The following is a 15,616-nucleotide window of genomic DNA, read 5'->3' on the forward strand; positions in this document are numbered from 1 at the left end:
GGCTCATTGGACCTTTTCGAAACGTCGGAATCGGACGCAACGCCCCATATCGGCGACGGCCTGCACTGGCCCGACGTGCGCGGCTGGCTACAGACCCATCCCCAGACCCTGCTGGACGACCGGTCCCTGCTGGAAGAGATCGGCCTGCGTCCCCACGGCCGCAACGTGGTCGAGTTTGGCGCCGCCGCCCTGACGCGGCTTGAGGCCGTGGTCGAGCGCGAGACCGGCGCCCGGCGCGAGATCGAACTGGTCGCGCGGGCCAACTTCGCCGCCCAGACCCAGACGCACGTCGCGACCCTGGACCTGATGGAGGCGCGCAACCATTCCGACCTGGCCCGGCGTCTGGATGCGGCGGCGCAGGGGCGCTTTGGTTTGGCCGGCGCCGCCATCGCCCTGGAAAAACCCGGCGGCGTGCCCTTCGGCTGGCGCGCGCTGGAAGAGGGCGACGTCGACAACCTGCTGGGCGAACACGGCCTGACCTGGCTGGGTCCGATGATCTCGGGGCTGAACTTCTTCGGCGCGACCGAGGATCAGGTGAAGTCCATCGCCCTGGTCCGCATGGCTCCGCACCTGGCGCCCGGCGGACCGCCGCGCCCCTGCATCTGCGCCTTCGGCTCGCCCGAGCCCGAAGGTTTCACCCCGAACATGGGCTGCGAACTGGCCGCCTTCCTGGCGCGGGTGACGGAGCGGATGGCCGAGCGATGGCCGGTTCTGAACTGAAAAGCTCTCAATTGACCGCCTCCGACGCCCTGCGCGCCTGGCTGGACCATCTGGCGCACGAGCGTCGGCTGTCGCCTCGCACGCTGGAGGCCTATGGCCATATCGGCCGGCTCTATGTCGCCTTCCTCGAACGCCATCGCGGCGAGACCCTGTCGCTGAAGGACATGGGCACGATCACCGCCGCCGAGGTCCGCGCCCACATGGCCGAGCGCCGTTCAGGCGATCACCCGCTGGCGGCGCGGTCGCTGAGCCAGAGCCTGTCGGCCATTCGTGGTTTCCACGCCTTCCTCGACCGGCGGCTGGACACGCCCGCGCCGCAACTGGCCCTGGTGCGCGGCCCCAAGGTCAAGCCGTCCCTGCCCCGGCCGGTGACCGAGGATCAGGCGCGCGGTCTGCTGGCCGAACCGGACGCCGATCCCGACGCCGAACCGTGGGAGGCCGCGCGCGACCGGGCGGTGCTGACACTGCTCTACGGCTGCGGCCTGCGGATTTCCGAGGCCATGTCGCTGGTTCGCAGCGATGCGCCGCTGGGCGAGACCCTGCGCATCGTCGGCAAGGGGTCCAAGACCCGGATCGCCCCCATCCTGCCTGCCGTGCGGGCGACGGTGGACGCCTATCTGGCCCTGCTGCCCTTCCCGCTCCAGCCGACCGACGCCCTGTTTCGCGCCCGGCGCGGCGGCCCGCTCAGCCCCCGTCACGTCCAGGCCTCGGTGCAGAAGCTGCGCGGGCGGTTGGGCCTGCCCGAGCGCACCACCCCCCACGCCCTGCGCCACAGTTTCGCGACCCATCTGCTGGGCGCCGGCGCCGACCTGCGTTCAATCCAGGAACTGCTGGGCCACGCCAGCCTGTCCACGACCCAGAAATACACCGGCGTCGATGCGGATAGACTTTTGACCGCCTATGCGGCCGCCCATCCCCGCGCCTAGAACGGCCGGATGACCATCGACATCCTGGCCATCGGCCTGCCCGCCCTCGCCGACACGATGCTGATCCAGCGCGCGCCCGACCTCGGTTGGACCCTGCATCGCCCCGGCCCCGACGGCCTGGCGCCGCCCGAGGTCGCCGAGCGGATCGTCGGCGTCGCCGCCTCGGGCGCCGCGACCGTGGACACCCGACTGATCGACGCCCTGCCCGCGCTGAAGATCGTCTCGGTCCACGCCGTCGGCTACGACCTGACCGACGTCGCCCACGCCCGGTCGCGCGGCGTGATCGTCACCCACACGCCCGATGTCCTGAACGAGGACGTGGCCGACCTGGCCCTGCTACTGACCCTCGGGACCTTGCGTCGCCTGCCGGCCATGGACGCCTGGGTTCGCGCCGGGCGCTGGGTTTCGAACGGGCCGCCGCCGTTGTCGCGCAGCGCGACAGGCCTGCGTTATGGCCTGCTGGGCCTGGGCCGGATCGGCCAGGCCATCGCACGGCGGCTGGAACCGCTCGCCGGAAGCCTCGCCTATCACACCCGCAATCCGGTCAAGGATGCGCCCTGGCGGCACGTGCCGAACCTGGTCGATCTGGCGGCCCAGGTCGATGTGCTGATCGTCATCGTGCCGGGCGGCGCCGCGACGCGCGGCCTGGTCTCGGCGCAGGTGCTGGAGGCCCTGGGTCCGACCGGCATGCTGATCAATGTCGCGCGCGGCGAGGTGGTGGATCAGGACGCCCTGGTCGCCGCCCTGACCTCGGGCCGGCTGGGCGGCGCGGGCCTGGATGTGTTCGCGAACGAGCCGAACGTGCCCCAGGCCCTGATCGACAGCGACCGCTGCGTCCTGACGCCCCACGTCGCCTCGGCCACCGTCGAGACCCGCAACGCCATGGCCGAGCTGATGATGGCGAACCTGGAAGCCGTGCTGGCGGACAGGCCGCCGGTCACGCCTGTGCCGGACTAACCTACTGACCCGGCCGTGAAGGGCGGGGCGGCGTCACCGACACGATCGGGCCGAACACCCGGCCCAGGGCGCGCGGCTGATCGGGGATCGCATAGCTGATCGGCAGGGGGCAGTTGTTCCGATCGCGCCGATCCAGCAGCAGATAACGCCGCGCCTGGCCGTCATCGAGAGAGCGGTCAAGCAACGCCCCCGCGCGATCCCCTGTTCGCTGCTCGGCCTGCATCAGAGGGTCGGGGCAAGGCATGGCCGCCCGGTCCGCGACAGGCGCGCCCCGGACCATGGCCTGGTCGGCGAGGGGCGCAGGCTGGACGGTCACGGCGTTCGACAAGGCCAGCATCAGCAGGGTCAGCATGGCATTCCTCCCAATCTGACCGGAGGCTACACCCGCAACCCCGGATTGACTAGATCGCCTTGATCGCCCCGCCGTCCAGCCGGATCAGCGAGCCGGTGACATAGGCCGCCAGCGGGCTGGCCAGGAAGGCGACGGTGGCGCCGAACTCCTCGGTCGTGCCGATGCGGCCGACGGGAATGGACTTGACGGATTCGGCCCGCGCCTGCTGCGGCGTGACGCCGGTGCGCTCGGCCGTCGCCTGGTCCAGGCGTTCGATGCGCGGCGTGTCGATCCGCCCCGGCAACAGGGTGTTGACCGTCACCCCGTCCGGTCCGACCTCGTTCGCCAGCGTCTTGGCCCAGGCGGCGACCGAAGCCCGCAGGGTGTTGGACACGCCCAGCGCCGCCGACGGCTCCACCACCGTGATCGAGGCGACGTTCAGGATCCGCCCCCAACCGGCCGCCCGCATGCGTGGCAACACCCGGTCCGTCAGGCGGAAGATCGACAGCACCATCGATTCGAAATGATCGCGCCAGACCGCCGGCTCCAGCCCCGACACCCCCGACGGCGGCGGCCCGCCCGTGTTGTTCAGCAGAATCTCGATATGACCGCCCAGCAACTCTTCGGCGAGGTCCGCCGCCTTCAGCAGCGCCGCGTGATCGGCCAGGTCCGCCGTCACCACGACCGCCTTGCCCGGCCCGGCCGCGTTCAGCGCATCCGCCACGGCCTGAAGCTTTTGCGCATCGCGCGACAACAGGGCGACATGCGCCCCTTCCGCGACCAGAGCCGTCGCCACGGCGCGGCCCAGGCCCGAGGATCCGCCGCAGATCAGGGCGCGCTTGCGCTCCAGTTTCAGGTCCATGGTCGATCTCCGGCTTCGATTTCAGTCCCGGATATCGGACGCCCGTTCGCGCGGCGCAACGCGGCGTTAACCGACGCGGCGCACCTTCATGCCGAAGCGGCCGCCATCAGCCGCCAGGACAGGCCGGGGAGGGCTCGCCCATGTCGACCAAAATGACGTCGAGCATCCGCCGACACAGCGATCATTTCGAGCCGCAGGACACCGATCCCCAGGAACAGCGCCGCCTGCGCGGCCAGCTGGAACAGATCGACTACGCCGCCTACGTCGCCAACAAGGAGGTGATCGGCCACGCCCTGACCGGCGTCGATGCGTCGTCCCTGCAAAAGCTGGCGGTCATGACCGCCACGGCCCGCGCCAAATGGGTGGCGGAATCGCTGCGTCTGGCCCACTCCGGCTCCGCCGTGACGCCTGACCAGGTCGCCCGCCTGACCGCCGCCCGCACCGCCTACGACGAACTCGCCGAAGCCTACGAGGCCCTGCGTCGCATCATCGAGCGGGGGTATATCTCGCTGCGGTGAGGTGACGGCGTGGCGTGGCGTGGCGTGGCGTGGCGTGGCGTAAAAAGGGACCACAGCAAGATGCTGCCCACGCTTAGCTAGCGTTGAGTGATCAATCCTAATCTAATGTATATTCTTTATGGAAAAGAACATGTGTCCTTTTTACAGTCATTAGCAATGTCATCAAGAAGTGCATCGACGTGGAAACGACAATGCACACCGCCAAGGGCGTGAAATTTTTGAACACAAAAAAACAGAATGTTTCAACTAGAGCCACACAACACACTAAAGTAAGATATGATAGGTTCGCATTCAACTCTCCGAGAAGTTCTCTACGCTCTCTAGTCCGATCTTGATGTATCGGCAGGAGTTTTTTATCTGACGGTGGAGGCCACTTTCTTTGAAAAATTCCAAATATAGCAACTTGCACATTCAGTAATAGCGCAATGAAAATTCCGAAAAATGTAATAGCCGCGTTATAGACATCTCGATCTAAGGGCATCTTAACAAGAAACGCTGCCAAACCCATAATCACAGGCACGAAAAAGAATATCAAAAGATCACTGACAGATAATCGTTTTGTCCGCCCATCTTTCAGCGTCGAAAGATGGTCACCTATGATCTGCCGGATATCGATCTTCACGCCGGGCGCTCGCCTATGCGTCGGTTCATATCGAGAGCAATCATTGTAGCCTGCTCCGCAATAGAATCGAAGGTAGGATGGCCGTCCAATCCCCATTCAACCGCTTCAGTGACGTCTACAGCACCAGTATCTGCGGTTGGACCGGCGAGCCCGACAGGGCGATATTGGCGACCAATCATTACAGTCGCCACTGCCTGATCAAATTCTTGTCCATCAAAGACAACGATCCCATCGTCATTTGGACTCAGGTCGTCAAAGAAATCTGCAAGCGTGCCTAGCGCTCCACCCCGTCCAGCTTTGTAGGCCAACTCGACGTCAATATGTCGCCGACGACCGCTCGCAGCATAAGTCGAGAAGCGGTCTGCAGACACGTGACTTTTGATCAAAGTAAGCTTCTTGACGGGCGCATTAGCATACAGGCTACGAGTTGAACCCACAGCTAACAGCTTCTTGATCCTCAACAAGACTCCTGGGTTCGCATCCTCAAAACGCTCCCTAATCCTTTCAAGCACCAACGTTACGCATGATCGCCCTTGAAAAGACTGGAATGTAAAAATGAAGTGCTCTTGCCCCTCTGGGCGCCAGAATTCAAAGAAGAGCGGAACTTCTTCTACGTCCTTCACACCACGGCTATATCTAACCTCTTTCGTTTCTACGTCACGGAAGGTGCTTTCGAAACCAAATGTTCCATACAGAATGTGGCCACGCACGCTGTTTGGACCATCTCCTTCTTGTTCGTCGAAGTACCAACTGCGTTGGTGACTATCACTCCTTACCTGGACAGAGTTCTCGCTCACAAACGTTCGAACAAAGTCATCCAAAGGTGTGCTGAGGTTGGCGTCCGGCACAACGTCGTCACCCTTGCTGTTCCGCACGTGCGCGGTCACCTGATAGAATCTCAGACCAATCGACGACGTCATTATCCCTCCGGCGAACCAGCGAAACATAGCGCTCGCGGACTGGTTAGCAACTGCGTTCGTTAAGGTTGATTAGCTGCAGAAAACTGCAGTCGTTCCGCAAGGCGATTAGGGGCTGATCACCCCTGTCCGATTTGATGCACCAATTCTGAGCGGTCTAAGGATGGCAGCCCTATCGAAAAGCGTTCGATAAGAGCAACATAGCCATCATGAAGAAGACGCGGGACAACTTAATCGTTATGAAAACGCCTGGTGGAGCCGAGGGGAGTCGAACCCCTGACCTCGTCATTGCGAACGACGCGCTCTACCAACTGAGCTACGGCCCCGTTTCCAGCGTGGGATCGGGTTCACAGGCGTGGCGGACATAGAAGGCGGGCGGGCGTGGTGTCAACGGGCTTGTGCGCGCAATCCGCGCAGCCCGGAAACGGCCGTTGTCGGACCGGGTGCGAACACGCTAGAAGCGCCGATCCAAGCAGGAGTTACGGTTCATGGGCTACGCCCTCGTCTGGTTGATCAACGCCATCATCAGTCTGATGATCTGGTTCATCATCGCCCAAGCCATATTGAGCTGGCTGGTGGCGTTCGACGTCGTCAACTATCGCAACCGCTTCGTCTATTCGGTCGGGACCTTCCTGGACCGGGTCACCGCGCCCCTGCTGGAGCCGTTCCGCCGCATCATTCCCAACCTGGGCGGCATCGACATCTCGCCCATCGTGGTGATCCTGCTGCTGCAGTTCATCAGCGTGCTGTTCAACCGCACGGCGGCGCCGGCCCTGGTCCAGTTGCTGGGCTGAGGCGACACGGCGGGCGGAAATCTGACGCCCCGGCGCCGATCCGCTCTTGCGCCGCGCGCCGTCCTTCCTAAAGGTGCCCGCCCGACCACTTTCGACCACGGTTCATGACCACGATCACCACAGTCGCCATTCTGGGCGCCGGACAGATGGGCGCAGGCATCGCCCAGGCGGTGGCGCTCGGGGGCTATTCGGTCCGGCTCTATGACGTCGTCGCCGACCGGCTGCCGCTGGCGCAGGGCGAGATCGCGGCCAGCCTGTCGCGTCATGTCGCGCGCGGCCTGGTCGATCAGGCCGCCGCCGACGCAGCCCTGGCCCGCATCGCCGTCAGCGACGTGATCGCCGAGGCGGTCGCCGGCGCCGATCTGGTCATCGAGGCCGCACTGGAGGACGAGGCGGTCAAGAAGGCCATCTATGCGCAGGTCCTGCCGCATCTGGGGCCGAACACCCTGCTGGCCTCCAACACCTCCTCGATCTCGATCACCCGCCTGGCGTCCTCGACCGACCGGCCGGATCGGTTCGTCGGCCTGCACTTCATGAAGCCGGCGCCGATCATGAAACTGGTCGAGATCGTGCGCGGCATCGCCACCTCGGCCGAGACCCATTCCGCCGCCGTCGCCTTCGCCGAGAGCCTGGGCAAGACGACCACGGACGCCGAGGACTTCCCCGCCTTCATCGTCAACCGCATCCTGGTGCCGATGATGAACGAGGCGATCTTCGCCCTGTACGAAGGCGTCGGCAACGTCGCCTCGATCGACAAGGCGCTGCGCCTGGGGGCCAACCATCCGATGGGGCCGCTGGAGCTGGCGGACTTCATGGGTCTGGACGTCGTCCTGGCCATCATGAACGTGCTGTACGACGGCTTGGCCGACAGCAAATACCGCCCCTGCCCGCTGCTGGTGAAATATGTCGAGGCCGGCTGGCTGGGCCGCAAGAGCGGACGCGGCTTCTACGACTATTCCGGCGACACGCCGGCGCCGACGCGATGAGCCGGTTCGAGAGCTATTCCGATCTGCCGGGTCAGGCGACCATCGCCGCACGGCCCGCGCCTCTGTATCCGATCCTGGCCTGTCTGGCCGGCGCGGCCTGGCCCCCGCTGTGGCTGACCCTGCCGTTCTGGCGGCCCCATGCCTTCATGCCGGGCCGCGACATGGACTGGCGGCTGGTGGTGATGGTGATCGGCCTGATCACCGTGCCGCTGGCGCTGTATCGCATCCTGAACGAGCGCAAGCGCGACGGACGTCCCGGCACGCGGCTGGGCGTCGTGTGGCGCTTCATGATGTACGGCGGCCTGGCGGCGGCCCTGGTCCAGATCGTCGTGGCCCTGGGCATGAGCGTCATGGGCTGGATCGAGGCCGGCGACTTCATGCAGGCCTTGGGCGCCACCGAGACGACCCTGCTGATCTTCGGTGTCGGCGGCCTGCCCATCGCCATGATCGTGGGCGTCAGCTACGCCCTGTGGGCCGGTCTATGCGCCGCCTTCATCGCCTTCGAGGCCCGGCCGGCGGTCAAGGACAGACTGGGCCTGATGCCCAAGCGCTGAGGCATCCGCGCTTAAGGCTGACATCTGGGGATTGGGGGATCCGCACATGACCATGGACGATAACGAAGCCGACGCCGCACCGATGCTGTCGCCGGTCGTCGCGACCTCGCGCATCGCCAGCCTGGACGTCATGCGGGGCCTGGCGGTGCTGGGCATCCTGGCGGTCAATGTCGTCTCCTTCGCCCTGCCCTTCATGGTCTATGAAGACGCGAGCCTGAGCCCGTTTGCGGTGACGGGCGCCAACGCGGTTGCGCGCTGGACGATGGACGTCTTCTTCCACCAGAAGTTCATCACCCTGTTCTCGATGCTGTTCGGCGCCTCGATCTTTCTGGTGGGGGGCGAGCGGGGCGATTCGGCGCGCGGGCGGCTGTTGCGGCGGCGCCTGTTCTGGCTGTCGATCATCGCCCTGATCCACGGCCTGGCCTTCTGGTACGGCGACGTGCTGCTGCTCTACGCCTGGTCCGGCCTGTTCGTGATGCTGATGCGGTCGATGCGGGCCGGGACGCTGATCGGGGTCGGCCTGGGCGTCACCCTGGCGCTGGGCGCGATGCAGGCCCTCGCCACCTGGCTGATCGTCGCCGGACCGCCTGCCTTCACCGAGGCGATGAGCCAGGGCGGACCGCGGTACACCGCCGCCATGGTCGCCGACGCCATCGCCGCCTATCGCAGCGGATGGGCCGGGGCGATGGGCCAGAACCTTCAGAGCTGGATGTTCCTGCAAGGGGCCAGCCTGACCATGTTCGTCTTCTCGACCGTGGCCCTTATGATGCTGGGCATGGGGCTGTTCAAGTCGGGGTTCTTCAGCGGCCGGGCGCCGACATGGGTCTATGCGACGCTGATCGCCGTGGGCGGGGCGGTGCTGGCCCTGCTGGGCGTGCTGGAATGGACCGAGGCCATGGCGGCGCCAAACACAGACCCGACGCGCGGCCTGGCGGGGGCGGTCGCCTCCTTCCCGATCTTCGTCACCCTGGCCTACGTTAGCCTGATCGTCCTGGCGACGACGCGAGGTCTGGCGTGGATCACGGCGGCGCTGCGACCCGTGGGCCAGATGGCCTTCACCAACTATCTGACCCAGACCCTGATCATGACGACGATCTTCTACATGCCGTGGGGGCCGCGCCTGTTCGGACAGGTGGACTATGTGCAGATGTGGGGCCTGGTCCTGGGCGTCTGGGCGCTGCAACTGGTCTGGTCGCCGCTGTGGTTGTCACGGTTCAGCATGGGGCCGCTGGAGTGGGTTTGGCGCTGTCTGACCTATGGTCGCCGGGTGCCGATCCAGAAACCCGGCTGACGGCGCTTTTATCGCAGGCGCGAAGGGATTAACTGAGGGCCATGGCCGCCCAGGATACTCCCGCCGAAACCTTCAAACGCGCGCTGGGTCATGCCGCGCGGGCGCTGGCCGAACAGCCCGAGCTTGAGGTGACGTTCGGGTCCGACGGTCCCAAGCTGTCGAACGGCGTCCTGACCCTGCCCCATCCGCCACGCGATCCGTCGGGGCCCGAGAGCGCCTCCCTGCGCGGCCAGGCCGACCGGCTGGCGCTGCGGCTGGCCAACCACGACGTGGCGGTGAACGCGAAGATGCGGCCGGCCGACGTCAAGGCGGCCGAGGTGTTCGATGCGGTCGAGCAGGCGCGGGTCGAGGCGTTCGGCTCGGAACACCTGGCCGGAGTGCGCGACAATCTGGGCGCCGCCCTGATCACCCGGCTGGAAAAGACCGGCGCCCTGCGCATCAATGACGCCGACCGCGTGCCGGTGTCCGAGGCCGTGGCGCTTCTGGTGCGCGAGCGGCTGACCGGACGGCCCGCGCCGGACGGCGCCAAGGCCATGCTGGATCTGGTGCGCGCCAATATCGAGGCCAAGGCGAGCGCCAAGCTGGACGCCCTGGCGGGCACGGCGGGCGATCAGGAAGGCTTTGCGCTGAAGATGCGCGAGGTGCTGCGCGCCCTGGACCTCGACCCCGGCGACGGGCGCGGCGAGGACTCTTCTGAAGATCCCGGCGACGAGGAGCCCGATCCCCAGGATCCGGCCGCCGACGACGATCAGGACGAGGAGGAAGAAGAGGACGGCGGCGAGGGCTCCCAGTCGATGGAGGGCGACGCCGACGATCAGTCCTCGGACGAAGAACGCGAGAGCCGCCCCGAAGGCGCGCCGGCCGATCCCGACGGCGAAGGCTCCGACGACGGCCCCGAACTGCAGGAAGGCCAGCAGCCGAACCGCCAGCAGACGGCCGACGACGGCCGCGCGGTCGATTTCTACCGCGTCTTCACCACCGCCTTCGACGAGGTGGTGGACGCCGCCGACCTGTGCGACCCGGTCGAACTGGACCGACTGCGCGCCCTGCTGGACGGCCAGCTGGCCATCCTGTCCAGCGTCGTCTCGCGCCTGGCCAACAAGCTGCAACGCCGCCTGCTGGCCCAGCAGAACCGCTCCTGGGTCTTCGATCTGGAAGAGGGAATGCTGGACACCGCCCGGCTGACGCGCATCGTCACCGATCCGACCGCCCCCCTGTCGTTCAAGGCCGAAAGCGAGAGCCCGTTCCGCGATACGGTCGTGACCCTGTTGCTGGACAACTCCGGCTCGATGCGCGGGCGGCCGATCATGGTGGCGGCGGTCTGCGCCGACATCCTGGCGCGCACGCTGGAACGCTGCGGGGTCAAGGTCGAGATCCTGGGCTTCACCACCCGCGCCTGGAAGGGCGGACAAAGCCGCGAGGCCTGGATCACCGCCGGCAAGCCCGCCAATCCGGGCCGACTGAACGACCTGCGCCACATCATCTACAAGGCCGCCGACGCGCCGTGGCGTCGGGCCAAGAAGAACCTGGGCCTGATGATGCGCGAGGGCCTGCTGAAGGAAAACATCGACGGCGAGGCGCTTCAGTGGGCGCACAATCGCCTGCTGGCCCGGACCGAGCAGCGCCGCATCCTGATGGTCATTTCCGACGGCTCGCCGGTCGATGACTCGACCCAGTCGGCCAATGCAGCGCTGTATCTGGACAAGCACCTGCGTCAGGTGATCGCCGAGATCGAGGATCGCTCGCCGGTCGAGCTGCTGGCCATCGGCATCGGCCACGACGTGACCCGCTGGTATCGCAAGGCCCTGACCATCGTGGACGTGGAACAGCTGGCCGGCGCCATGACCGAGAAACTGGCCGAACTGTTCGAGAACGAGGGCGCGGCCGGTCCCACGCGACGGACGCGAAAGAAGCTGGCGGCATGAGCCGTTTCGGCCGTCTGGCCTGCGTCTGGATCGCGTTGTCGCTGACGGCCTGCGCCGCCTCGCTTGGCGCGCCGCAGCCCTATCCGTTGTCTTCGGACGGCTGGACGCCCGGGGTCGCGGAGCTGAGAAGCGTCAGCCTGGGCCTGCCGGGCGGGGCGCAGTTGGCGGACGGCGTGCGGTTCGCCGGGGGCCTGCAACTCATCGCCGCACCGACCTCGACCCTGCACAGCCTGTCGGACCTGAAGCTGACCGGCGACGGGGGCTTCGTCACCGTGTCGGATGCGGGCGATCTGGTGCGCGGCGACATTCGCTTGGACGCCGCCGGGCGGCTGATCGGCCTGGATCATTTCCGCTCGCGCCGCCTGACGCTGGAAGACGGACGCGCAATCTCCGACAAGCAGGACGGCGATGCCGAAGGCCTGGTCGTCACCCCCTCCGGCGATCTGCTGGTCAGTTTCGAACGGCGTCACCGGATCTGGAACTACGGCCCGCTGTCGGCCCTCAAGACCCAGCCGACGCCGATGCGGGCGCCCGACTTCGCCTTCACCGAAAACGACGGGATGGAAGGGCTGGCCGTCGCACCCCGCGGCTGGCGCGTCTCGGGCGAGGACGGCGGCGTCTGGGACTGCTCATCGGCCCGGTGCACGGTCGTGACCCCGCCCGAGACACCCATTCCCGACAGCCAATACCGCATCACCGGCCTGGATCGCGATCCGTCCGGCGACGGATGGTTCGTGGTCCAGCGCCTGTACCGTGCGCCCATCGACATGCGCGCACGCGTTCGGCGCATGGCCCCGGACGGAACCTTGGGGCCTATCCTGATCGAACTGAAACTGCCCGGCACCACCGACAATTTCGAAGGGGTCGCCGCCGAGACGCGCCATGGCAAGACGCGCCTCTACATCCTGTCCGACGACAACTTCAATCCGGCCCAGCGCACCCTGATGCTGGCCTTCGACCTGAGCTGATCTTCAAGCGGCCCCGGCCCATTGGGTCGATTGGGCCGTCGCCTCGTCCGAGCGCAGCGCGCGCACGAAGTCGTCGCGCCAGATGCCCACGTCGGTGGCGCGCACCACCTCCATCAGGGCCTCCCATTTTCGAATACGCTCGGCCTGCGGCATGGTCAGCGCCTTCTGGATGGCGTCAGACAGCTCCTCGCGGCTGTAGGGATTGACCAGCAGGGCCTCGCCCATCTGCTCGGCCGCGCCGGCGAAGCGCGACAGGATCAGCACGCCGGGATCTTCGGGGTTCTGGGCGCAGACATATTCCTTGGCCACCAGATTCATGCCGTCGCGCAGCGGCGTCACCAAGCCCACCCGAGCCGCGCGATAGATGCCCGCCAGCTGATCCCGGCGATAGGTGCGGTTCAGATAGCGGATCGGCTGCCAGTCCATGTCGCCGAAGGCGCCGTTGATCCGCCCCGCCAAGGCGTCCAGCCGCGCGCGAATATCCTGGTACGAGTCCACGTCGTCGCGCGAGATCGGCGTGACCTGCAACAGGAAGACCTCGCCCCGCATCGAGGCGTTGTCCTGCAGGAACTGCTCATAGCCGAGCAGCCGCTCTTCCAGCCCCTTGGAATAGTCCAGCCGATCCACGCCCACCATCATCGACCGGAAGGCCGAAGACGCCGCCATCCGGTCATAGGTCCGCGCCCCAAGGGTCGAGTTCCGCGCCGCCAGGAAGCCGTCCACGTCGATGCCGATGGGGAAGACACCGGTCTGGACCTTGCGTCCGAAACACTCCAGCCCGCCGGTCCCGTCCAGTTCGCCCTGGGCCTCAGAGACCACATAGTCGGTGAACAGGTCGCTCCATTCCTGGGTGTGGAAACCGATCAGATCGAAATCGAACATGGATTCCACCAGCCGCCGGTGATGCGGCAGGGTCACCAGCAACTGACGCGCCGGCCAGGGCGTGTGCAGGAAGAAGCCGATCCGGTTCCGGATGCCCAGGCGGCGCAGATCCCGCGCCATCGGGATCATGTGATAGTCGTGGATCCAGATCATGTCGTCGGGCTGGATCAGGGGGGCCAGCACCTCGGCGAAGCGACGGTTCACCCGCTCATAGCCCTCGCCATACGACCGCTCATACTGCGCCAGGTCGATGCGGTGGTGGAAGAGCGGCCACAGCGTCTTGTTGGCGTAGCCATTGTAGTATTCGTCGACGTCCTGGGCTTCCAGATCGACCAGGCCGACAGTCACGCCGGCCCGGTCCTCGATCTTCACCTCGCCGGTGTAGTGTTCGATCGTCTCGCCGGACCAGCCGAACCACAGGCCGTCGTATTTTCTCAACGCAGCGGACAGGGCCATGGCCAGGCCGCCGGCGGACCCTGCGGCAGGGTCTGCCGGGGCGGAGACCCGGTTGGAAACGACGATAAGGCGGCTCATGACTTCACTTCGAACGGCGACCCCACCCCCGGGGTCCGGATATTAACGCACATCGGTCCACGAACGGCTCAACAGCACGGCGCAATTGATGATCCCGACAAGCGAATAGGTCTGCGGATAGTTGCCCCACAGTTCGCCGTCGTCGATCGAAATGTCCTCGCTCAACAGGCCTGCGGCCGTGCGGCGGTCCAGCATTTCCTGGAAGATGGTGCGCGCCTCCTCGATCCGGCCGTTCTGGTGCAGGGCCTCGATGAACCAGAAGGTGCAGAAGTTGAAGGCGGTTTCCGGCTCGCCGAAGTCGTCCGGCTCGACGTAGCGGAACAGGAACGGCCCCTTCTTCAGATCGCGCTCGATGGCGTCGAAAGTGGCGACCTGACGCGGATCGTGCGCCTCCAGGAAGCCCAGATCGGTCATCTGCAGCAGGGAGGCGTCCAGCTCGCGCCCGCCGAAGCTGGCGGCGAACCGGCCTTCGTCGGGCAGATAGGCCTCGGCCTCGATCCGCTCGCGGATGATGCGCGCCCGCTCACGCCAGAACTCGCCCCGATCCGGCAGGCCCAGATGGTCAGCCGCCTTGGCCAGACGATCGCAGGCCGCCCAGCACATGACGGACGAATAGGTGTGGACCCGCGCGATGGTGCGGAACTCCCACAGGCCGGCGTCGGTCTTGTCGTGCATGGCGAAGGCCCGGTCGCCGATAGTCTCCAGCGCATGGAAGTCGTCGAGCGTGCCGGGGCGCAACAGGCGCACGTCGTAGAAGGCCTGGACCAGCGGCAGGACGATCTGTCCGTACACGTCATGTTGCAGATGCTCGTGCGCCTGATTGCCGATCCGCACCGGCTTCATGCCGCGATAGCCCTCGACGGAGTCGATAATGCTCTCGCCGATGCCCGGCTCCAGACCCACGCCATAGACCGGCTGGACGTGGCCGCCGGCGGAATCGTCGACCAGGTTCCTCAGATAGACGAGGTAATTCTCAAGGATGTCCACGGCGCCCAGCCGGTTCAGCGCCCGCACCGTGTAATAGGCGTCGCGGATCCAGCAGTAGCGATAGTCCCAGTTGCGCCCGCTCTCCTTGAACTCGGGCACCGAGGTCGTCATGGCGGCGACGATGGCCCCCGTCTCCTCATAGGCGCAAAGCTTCAGCGTGATCGCCGCGCGGATCACCGCCTCCTGATAGTCCAGCGGCAGATAGAGTTTGCGCACCCAGTCCTGCCAATAGGCCACCGTCCGGTCCAGCGCGCCCTGCACCCCGTGACCGACGTCCTGGTCATAGCCCTCGTCCGGCCCCAGGAAGAAGGCGTGCGGCCGTTCCAGCCGGAACACCCGTTCCTCCAGCACATGCGACACCGGACAATCGGTCGTCAGGCGGAAGGTCACGTCGGCGCACATATAGCGGATATGGTTGGAGCCGGAGGTGTTCGGCGCCGGGCGCGCGCCCCAGTCGGTCGAAGGCCGCAGCCTGACCCGAATGCGCGGCGTGCCCGACAGCGGCCGCACCATCCGCGCAAAGGCCAGCGGGCGATAGGTGCGTGAATGTTTGGGATGGCGCGGGGCGAAATCGATGATCTCGGCGCTAGACCCGTCCTCGGCCGTCATCACCGTGCGCAGCACCGGTGTGTTGCGGACATAGGCCTGCTCGATCGACGTCATCCCCTCCATCTCGATGGCCCAGAAACCGTGATCGGGTTCCTCGCCGTCCATCAGGGCGGAAAACACCGGGTCGCCGTCCACGCGCGGCGCGCAGGCCCAGACGAAGCGGCCCTGACGGTCGATCAGGGCGCTGACGCCGCAGTTGCCGATGGGGAAAAGATCAAGATTGGGCTTCATCG

16 protein-coding genes and 1 tRNA gene are annotated in these 15,616 nt (G+C 66.2%); 10 read left to right on the forward strand and 7 right to left on the reverse strand.

Translation table 11 applies throughout. The annotated features are described in order from the left end of the window. The first annotated feature begins 6 nt into the window (after window positions 1-6). Genes ACP69V_RS01160 through ACP69V_RS01170 form a run of 3 tightly spaced genes read left to right on the forward strand, consistent with a single transcriptional unit; the run spans window position 7 to window position 2,603 of the window. On the forward strand, window positions 7-720 hold the full coding sequence (locus ACP69V_RS01160; RefSeq protein WP_426022320.1) for a DUF484 family protein: 714 nt from the start codon (window positions 7-9) through the stop codon (window positions 718-720). Continuing rightward, on the forward strand, window positions 702-1,646 hold the full coding sequence (locus ACP69V_RS01165) for a tyrosine recombinase XerC (protein ID WP_426022321.1): 945 nt from the start codon (window positions 702-704) through the stop codon (window positions 1,644-1,646). Before ACP69V_RS01160 ends, ACP69V_RS01165 begins: the two co-directional genes overlap by 19 nt. A 9-nt stretch (window positions 1,647-1,655) precedes the next feature. Then, the gene (locus tag ACP69V_RS01170; RefSeq protein ID WP_426022322.1) at window positions 1,656-2,603 is read left to right on the forward strand and encodes an NAD(P)-dependent oxidoreductase; all 948 of its coding nucleotides are present in this window, start codon (window positions 1,656-1,658) and stop codon (window positions 2,601-2,603) included. 1 nt (window position 2,604) lies between these two features. Here ACP69V_RS01170 and ACP69V_RS01175 read toward each other — a convergent pair whose 3' ends face one another. Both ACP69V_RS01175 and ACP69V_RS01180 read right to left on the reverse strand, forming a co-directional pair. Next, complete coding sequence (locus ACP69V_RS01175) at window positions 2,605-2,955, reverse strand: hypothetical protein (RefSeq protein WP_426022323.1); 351 nt, start codon at window positions 2,953-2,955, stop codon at window positions 2,605-2,607. 49 nt (window positions 2,956-3,004) lie between these two features. Continuing rightward, window positions 3,005-3,796, reverse strand: a complete 792-nt coding sequence (locus ACP69V_RS01180) for an SDR family oxidoreductase (protein WP_426022324.1) — start codon at window positions 3,794-3,796, stop codon at window positions 3,005-3,007. 140 nt (window positions 3,797-3,936) lie between these two features. On the opposite strand from ACP69V_RS01180, the gene ACP69V_RS01185 reads away from it, so the two are divergent. Then, on the forward strand, window positions 3,937-4,314 hold the full coding sequence (locus ACP69V_RS01185; RefSeq protein WP_426022325.1) for a hypothetical protein: 378 nt from the start codon (window positions 3,937-3,939) through the stop codon (window positions 4,312-4,314). A 97-nt stretch (window positions 4,315-4,411) separates the two neighbouring features. Here ACP69V_RS01185 and ACP69V_RS01190 read toward each other — a convergent pair whose 3' ends face one another. The 3 genes from ACP69V_RS01190 to ACP69V_RS01200 form a co-directional block, all read right to left on the reverse strand. Continuing rightward, on the reverse strand, window positions 4,412-4,936 hold the full coding sequence (locus tag ACP69V_RS01190; RefSeq protein ID WP_426022326.1) for a hypothetical protein: 525 nt from the start codon (window positions 4,934-4,936) through the stop codon (window positions 4,412-4,414). After that, a complete protein-coding gene (locus ACP69V_RS01195) occupies window positions 4,933-5,856 on the reverse strand; it encodes a hypothetical protein (RefSeq protein WP_426022327.1) in 924 nt (307 codons plus the stop codon). Before ACP69V_RS01195 ends, ACP69V_RS01190 begins: the two co-directional genes overlap by 4 nt. Before the next feature lie 247 nt (window positions 5,857-6,103). Further along, a tRNA-Ala gene (locus ACP69V_RS01200) sits at window positions 6,104-6,179 on the reverse strand. Between the two features lie 162 nt (window positions 6,180-6,341). Here ACP69V_RS01200 and ACP69V_RS01205 point away from each other — a divergent pair. The 6 genes from ACP69V_RS01205 (at window position 6,342) to ACP69V_RS01230 (ending at window position 12,371) form a co-directional block, all read left to right on the forward strand. Further along, window positions 6,342-6,647: a YggT family protein gene (locus tag ACP69V_RS01205; RefSeq protein WP_135193965.1), complete on the forward strand. Its 306-nt coding sequence runs from the start codon at window positions 6,342-6,344 to the stop codon at window positions 6,645-6,647. Between the two features lie 104 nt (window positions 6,648-6,751). Beyond that, complete coding sequence (locus tag ACP69V_RS01210) at window positions 6,752-7,633, forward strand: 3-hydroxybutyryl-CoA dehydrogenase (RefSeq protein ID WP_426022328.1); 882 nt, start codon at window positions 6,752-6,754, stop codon at window positions 7,631-7,633. Further along, the gene (locus tag ACP69V_RS01215) at window positions 7,630-8,187 is read left to right on the forward strand and encodes a phthalate transporter (protein ID WP_135193967.1); all 558 of its coding nucleotides are present in this window, start codon (window positions 7,630-7,632) and stop codon (window positions 8,185-8,187) included. The genes ACP69V_RS01210 and ACP69V_RS01215 overlap by 4 nt, the downstream gene beginning before the upstream one ends. Window positions 8,188-8,233: 46 nt before the next feature. Further along, entirely contained in the window at window positions 8,234-9,478 is a 1,245-nt protein-coding gene (locus ACP69V_RS01220; protein WP_426022329.1) for a DUF418 domain-containing protein, read from the forward strand. A gap of 41 nt (window positions 9,479-9,519) precedes the next feature. Then, on the forward strand, window positions 9,520-11,403 hold the full coding sequence (gene cobT, locus ACP69V_RS01225; RefSeq protein ID WP_426022330.1) for a cobaltochelatase subunit CobT: 1,884 nt from the start codon (window positions 9,520-9,522) through the stop codon (window positions 11,401-11,403). Beyond that, window positions 11,400-12,371, forward strand: a complete 972-nt coding sequence (locus ACP69V_RS01230) for an esterase-like activity of phytase family protein (protein WP_426022331.1) — start codon at window positions 11,400-11,402, stop codon at window positions 12,369-12,371. The genes cobT and ACP69V_RS01230 overlap by 4 nt, the downstream gene beginning before the upstream one ends. Before the next feature lie 3 nt (window positions 12,372-12,374). Here the strand turns inward: ACP69V_RS01230 and ACP69V_RS01235 are convergent, their stop codons facing one another. Continuing rightward, window positions 12,375-13,787 carry an alpha,alpha-trehalose-phosphate synthase (UDP-forming) gene (locus ACP69V_RS01235; protein WP_426022332.1) on the reverse strand — a complete coding sequence of 471 codons (1,413 nt, stop codon included), beginning with the start codon at window positions 13,785-13,787 and terminating at the stop codon, window positions 12,375-12,377. A gap of 42 nt (window positions 13,788-13,829) precedes the next feature. Further along, window positions 13,830-15,614 (reverse strand): glycoside hydrolase family 15 protein, encoded by a 1,785-nt coding sequence (locus ACP69V_RS01240; protein WP_426022333.1) that lies wholly within the window; start codon window positions 15,612-15,614, stop codon window positions 13,830-13,832. Between the last annotated feature and the right edge of the window lie 2 nt (window positions 15,615-15,616).

The sequence above is a fragment of the Brevundimonas sp. PWP3-1b1 genome, assembly GCF_049896065.1.
GTDB lineage: Bacteria > Pseudomonadota > Alphaproteobacteria > Caulobacterales > Caulobacteraceae > Brevundimonas > Brevundimonas intermedia_B.

Excerpts from the sequence above, each read along its gene's own strand:
- ACP69V_RS01165 (WP_426022321.1), top strand. The coding sequence starts at position 702 with ATGGCCGGTTCTGAACTGAAAAGCTCTCAATTGACCGCCTCCGACGCC.
- ACP69V_RS01170 (WP_426022322.1), top strand. The coding sequence starts at position 1,656 with ATGACCATCGACATCCTGGCCATCGGCCTGCCCGCCCTCGCCGACACG.
- ACP69V_RS01175 (WP_426022323.1), bottom strand. The coding sequence starts at position 2,955 with ATGCTGACCCTGCTGATGCTGGCCTTGTCGAACGCCGTGACCGTCCAG.
- ACP69V_RS01180 (WP_426022324.1), bottom strand. The coding sequence starts at position 3,796 with ATGGACCTGAAACTGGAGCGCAAGCGCGCCCTGATCTGCGGCGGATCC.
- ACP69V_RS01185 (WP_426022325.1), top strand. The coding sequence starts at position 3,937 with ATGTCGACCAAAATGACGTCGAGCATCCGCCGACACAGCGATCATTTC.
- ACP69V_RS01195 (WP_426022327.1), bottom strand. The coding sequence starts at position 5,856 with ATGACGTCGTCGATTGGTCTGAGATTCTATCAGGTGACCGCGCACGTG.
- ACP69V_RS01205 (WP_135193965.1), top strand. The coding sequence starts at position 6,342 with ATGGGCTACGCCCTCGTCTGGTTGATCAACGCCATCATCAGTCTGATG.
- ACP69V_RS01210 (WP_426022328.1), top strand. The coding sequence starts at position 6,752 with ATGACCACGATCACCACAGTCGCCATTCTGGGCGCCGGACAGATGGGC.
- ACP69V_RS01215 (WP_135193967.1), top strand. The coding sequence starts at position 7,630 with ATGAGCCGGTTCGAGAGCTATTCCGATCTGCCGGGTCAGGCGACCATC.
- ACP69V_RS01220 (WP_426022329.1), top strand. The coding sequence starts at position 8,234 with ATGACCATGGACGATAACGAAGCCGACGCCGCACCGATGCTGTCGCCG.
- cobT (WP_426022330.1), top strand. The coding sequence starts at position 9,520 with ATGGCCGCCCAGGATACTCCCGCCGAAACCTTCAAACGCGCGCTGGGT.
- ACP69V_RS01230 (WP_426022331.1), top strand. The coding sequence starts at position 11,400 with ATGAGCCGTTTCGGCCGTCTGGCCTGCGTCTGGATCGCGTTGTCGCTG.
- ACP69V_RS01235 (WP_426022332.1), bottom strand. The coding sequence starts at position 13,787 with ATGAGCCGCCTTATCGTCGTTTCCAACCGGGTCTCCGCCCCGGCAGAC.
- ACP69V_RS01240 (WP_426022333.1), bottom strand. The coding sequence starts at position 15,614 with ATGAAGCCCAATCTTGATCTTTTCCCCATCGGCAACTGCGGCGTCAGC.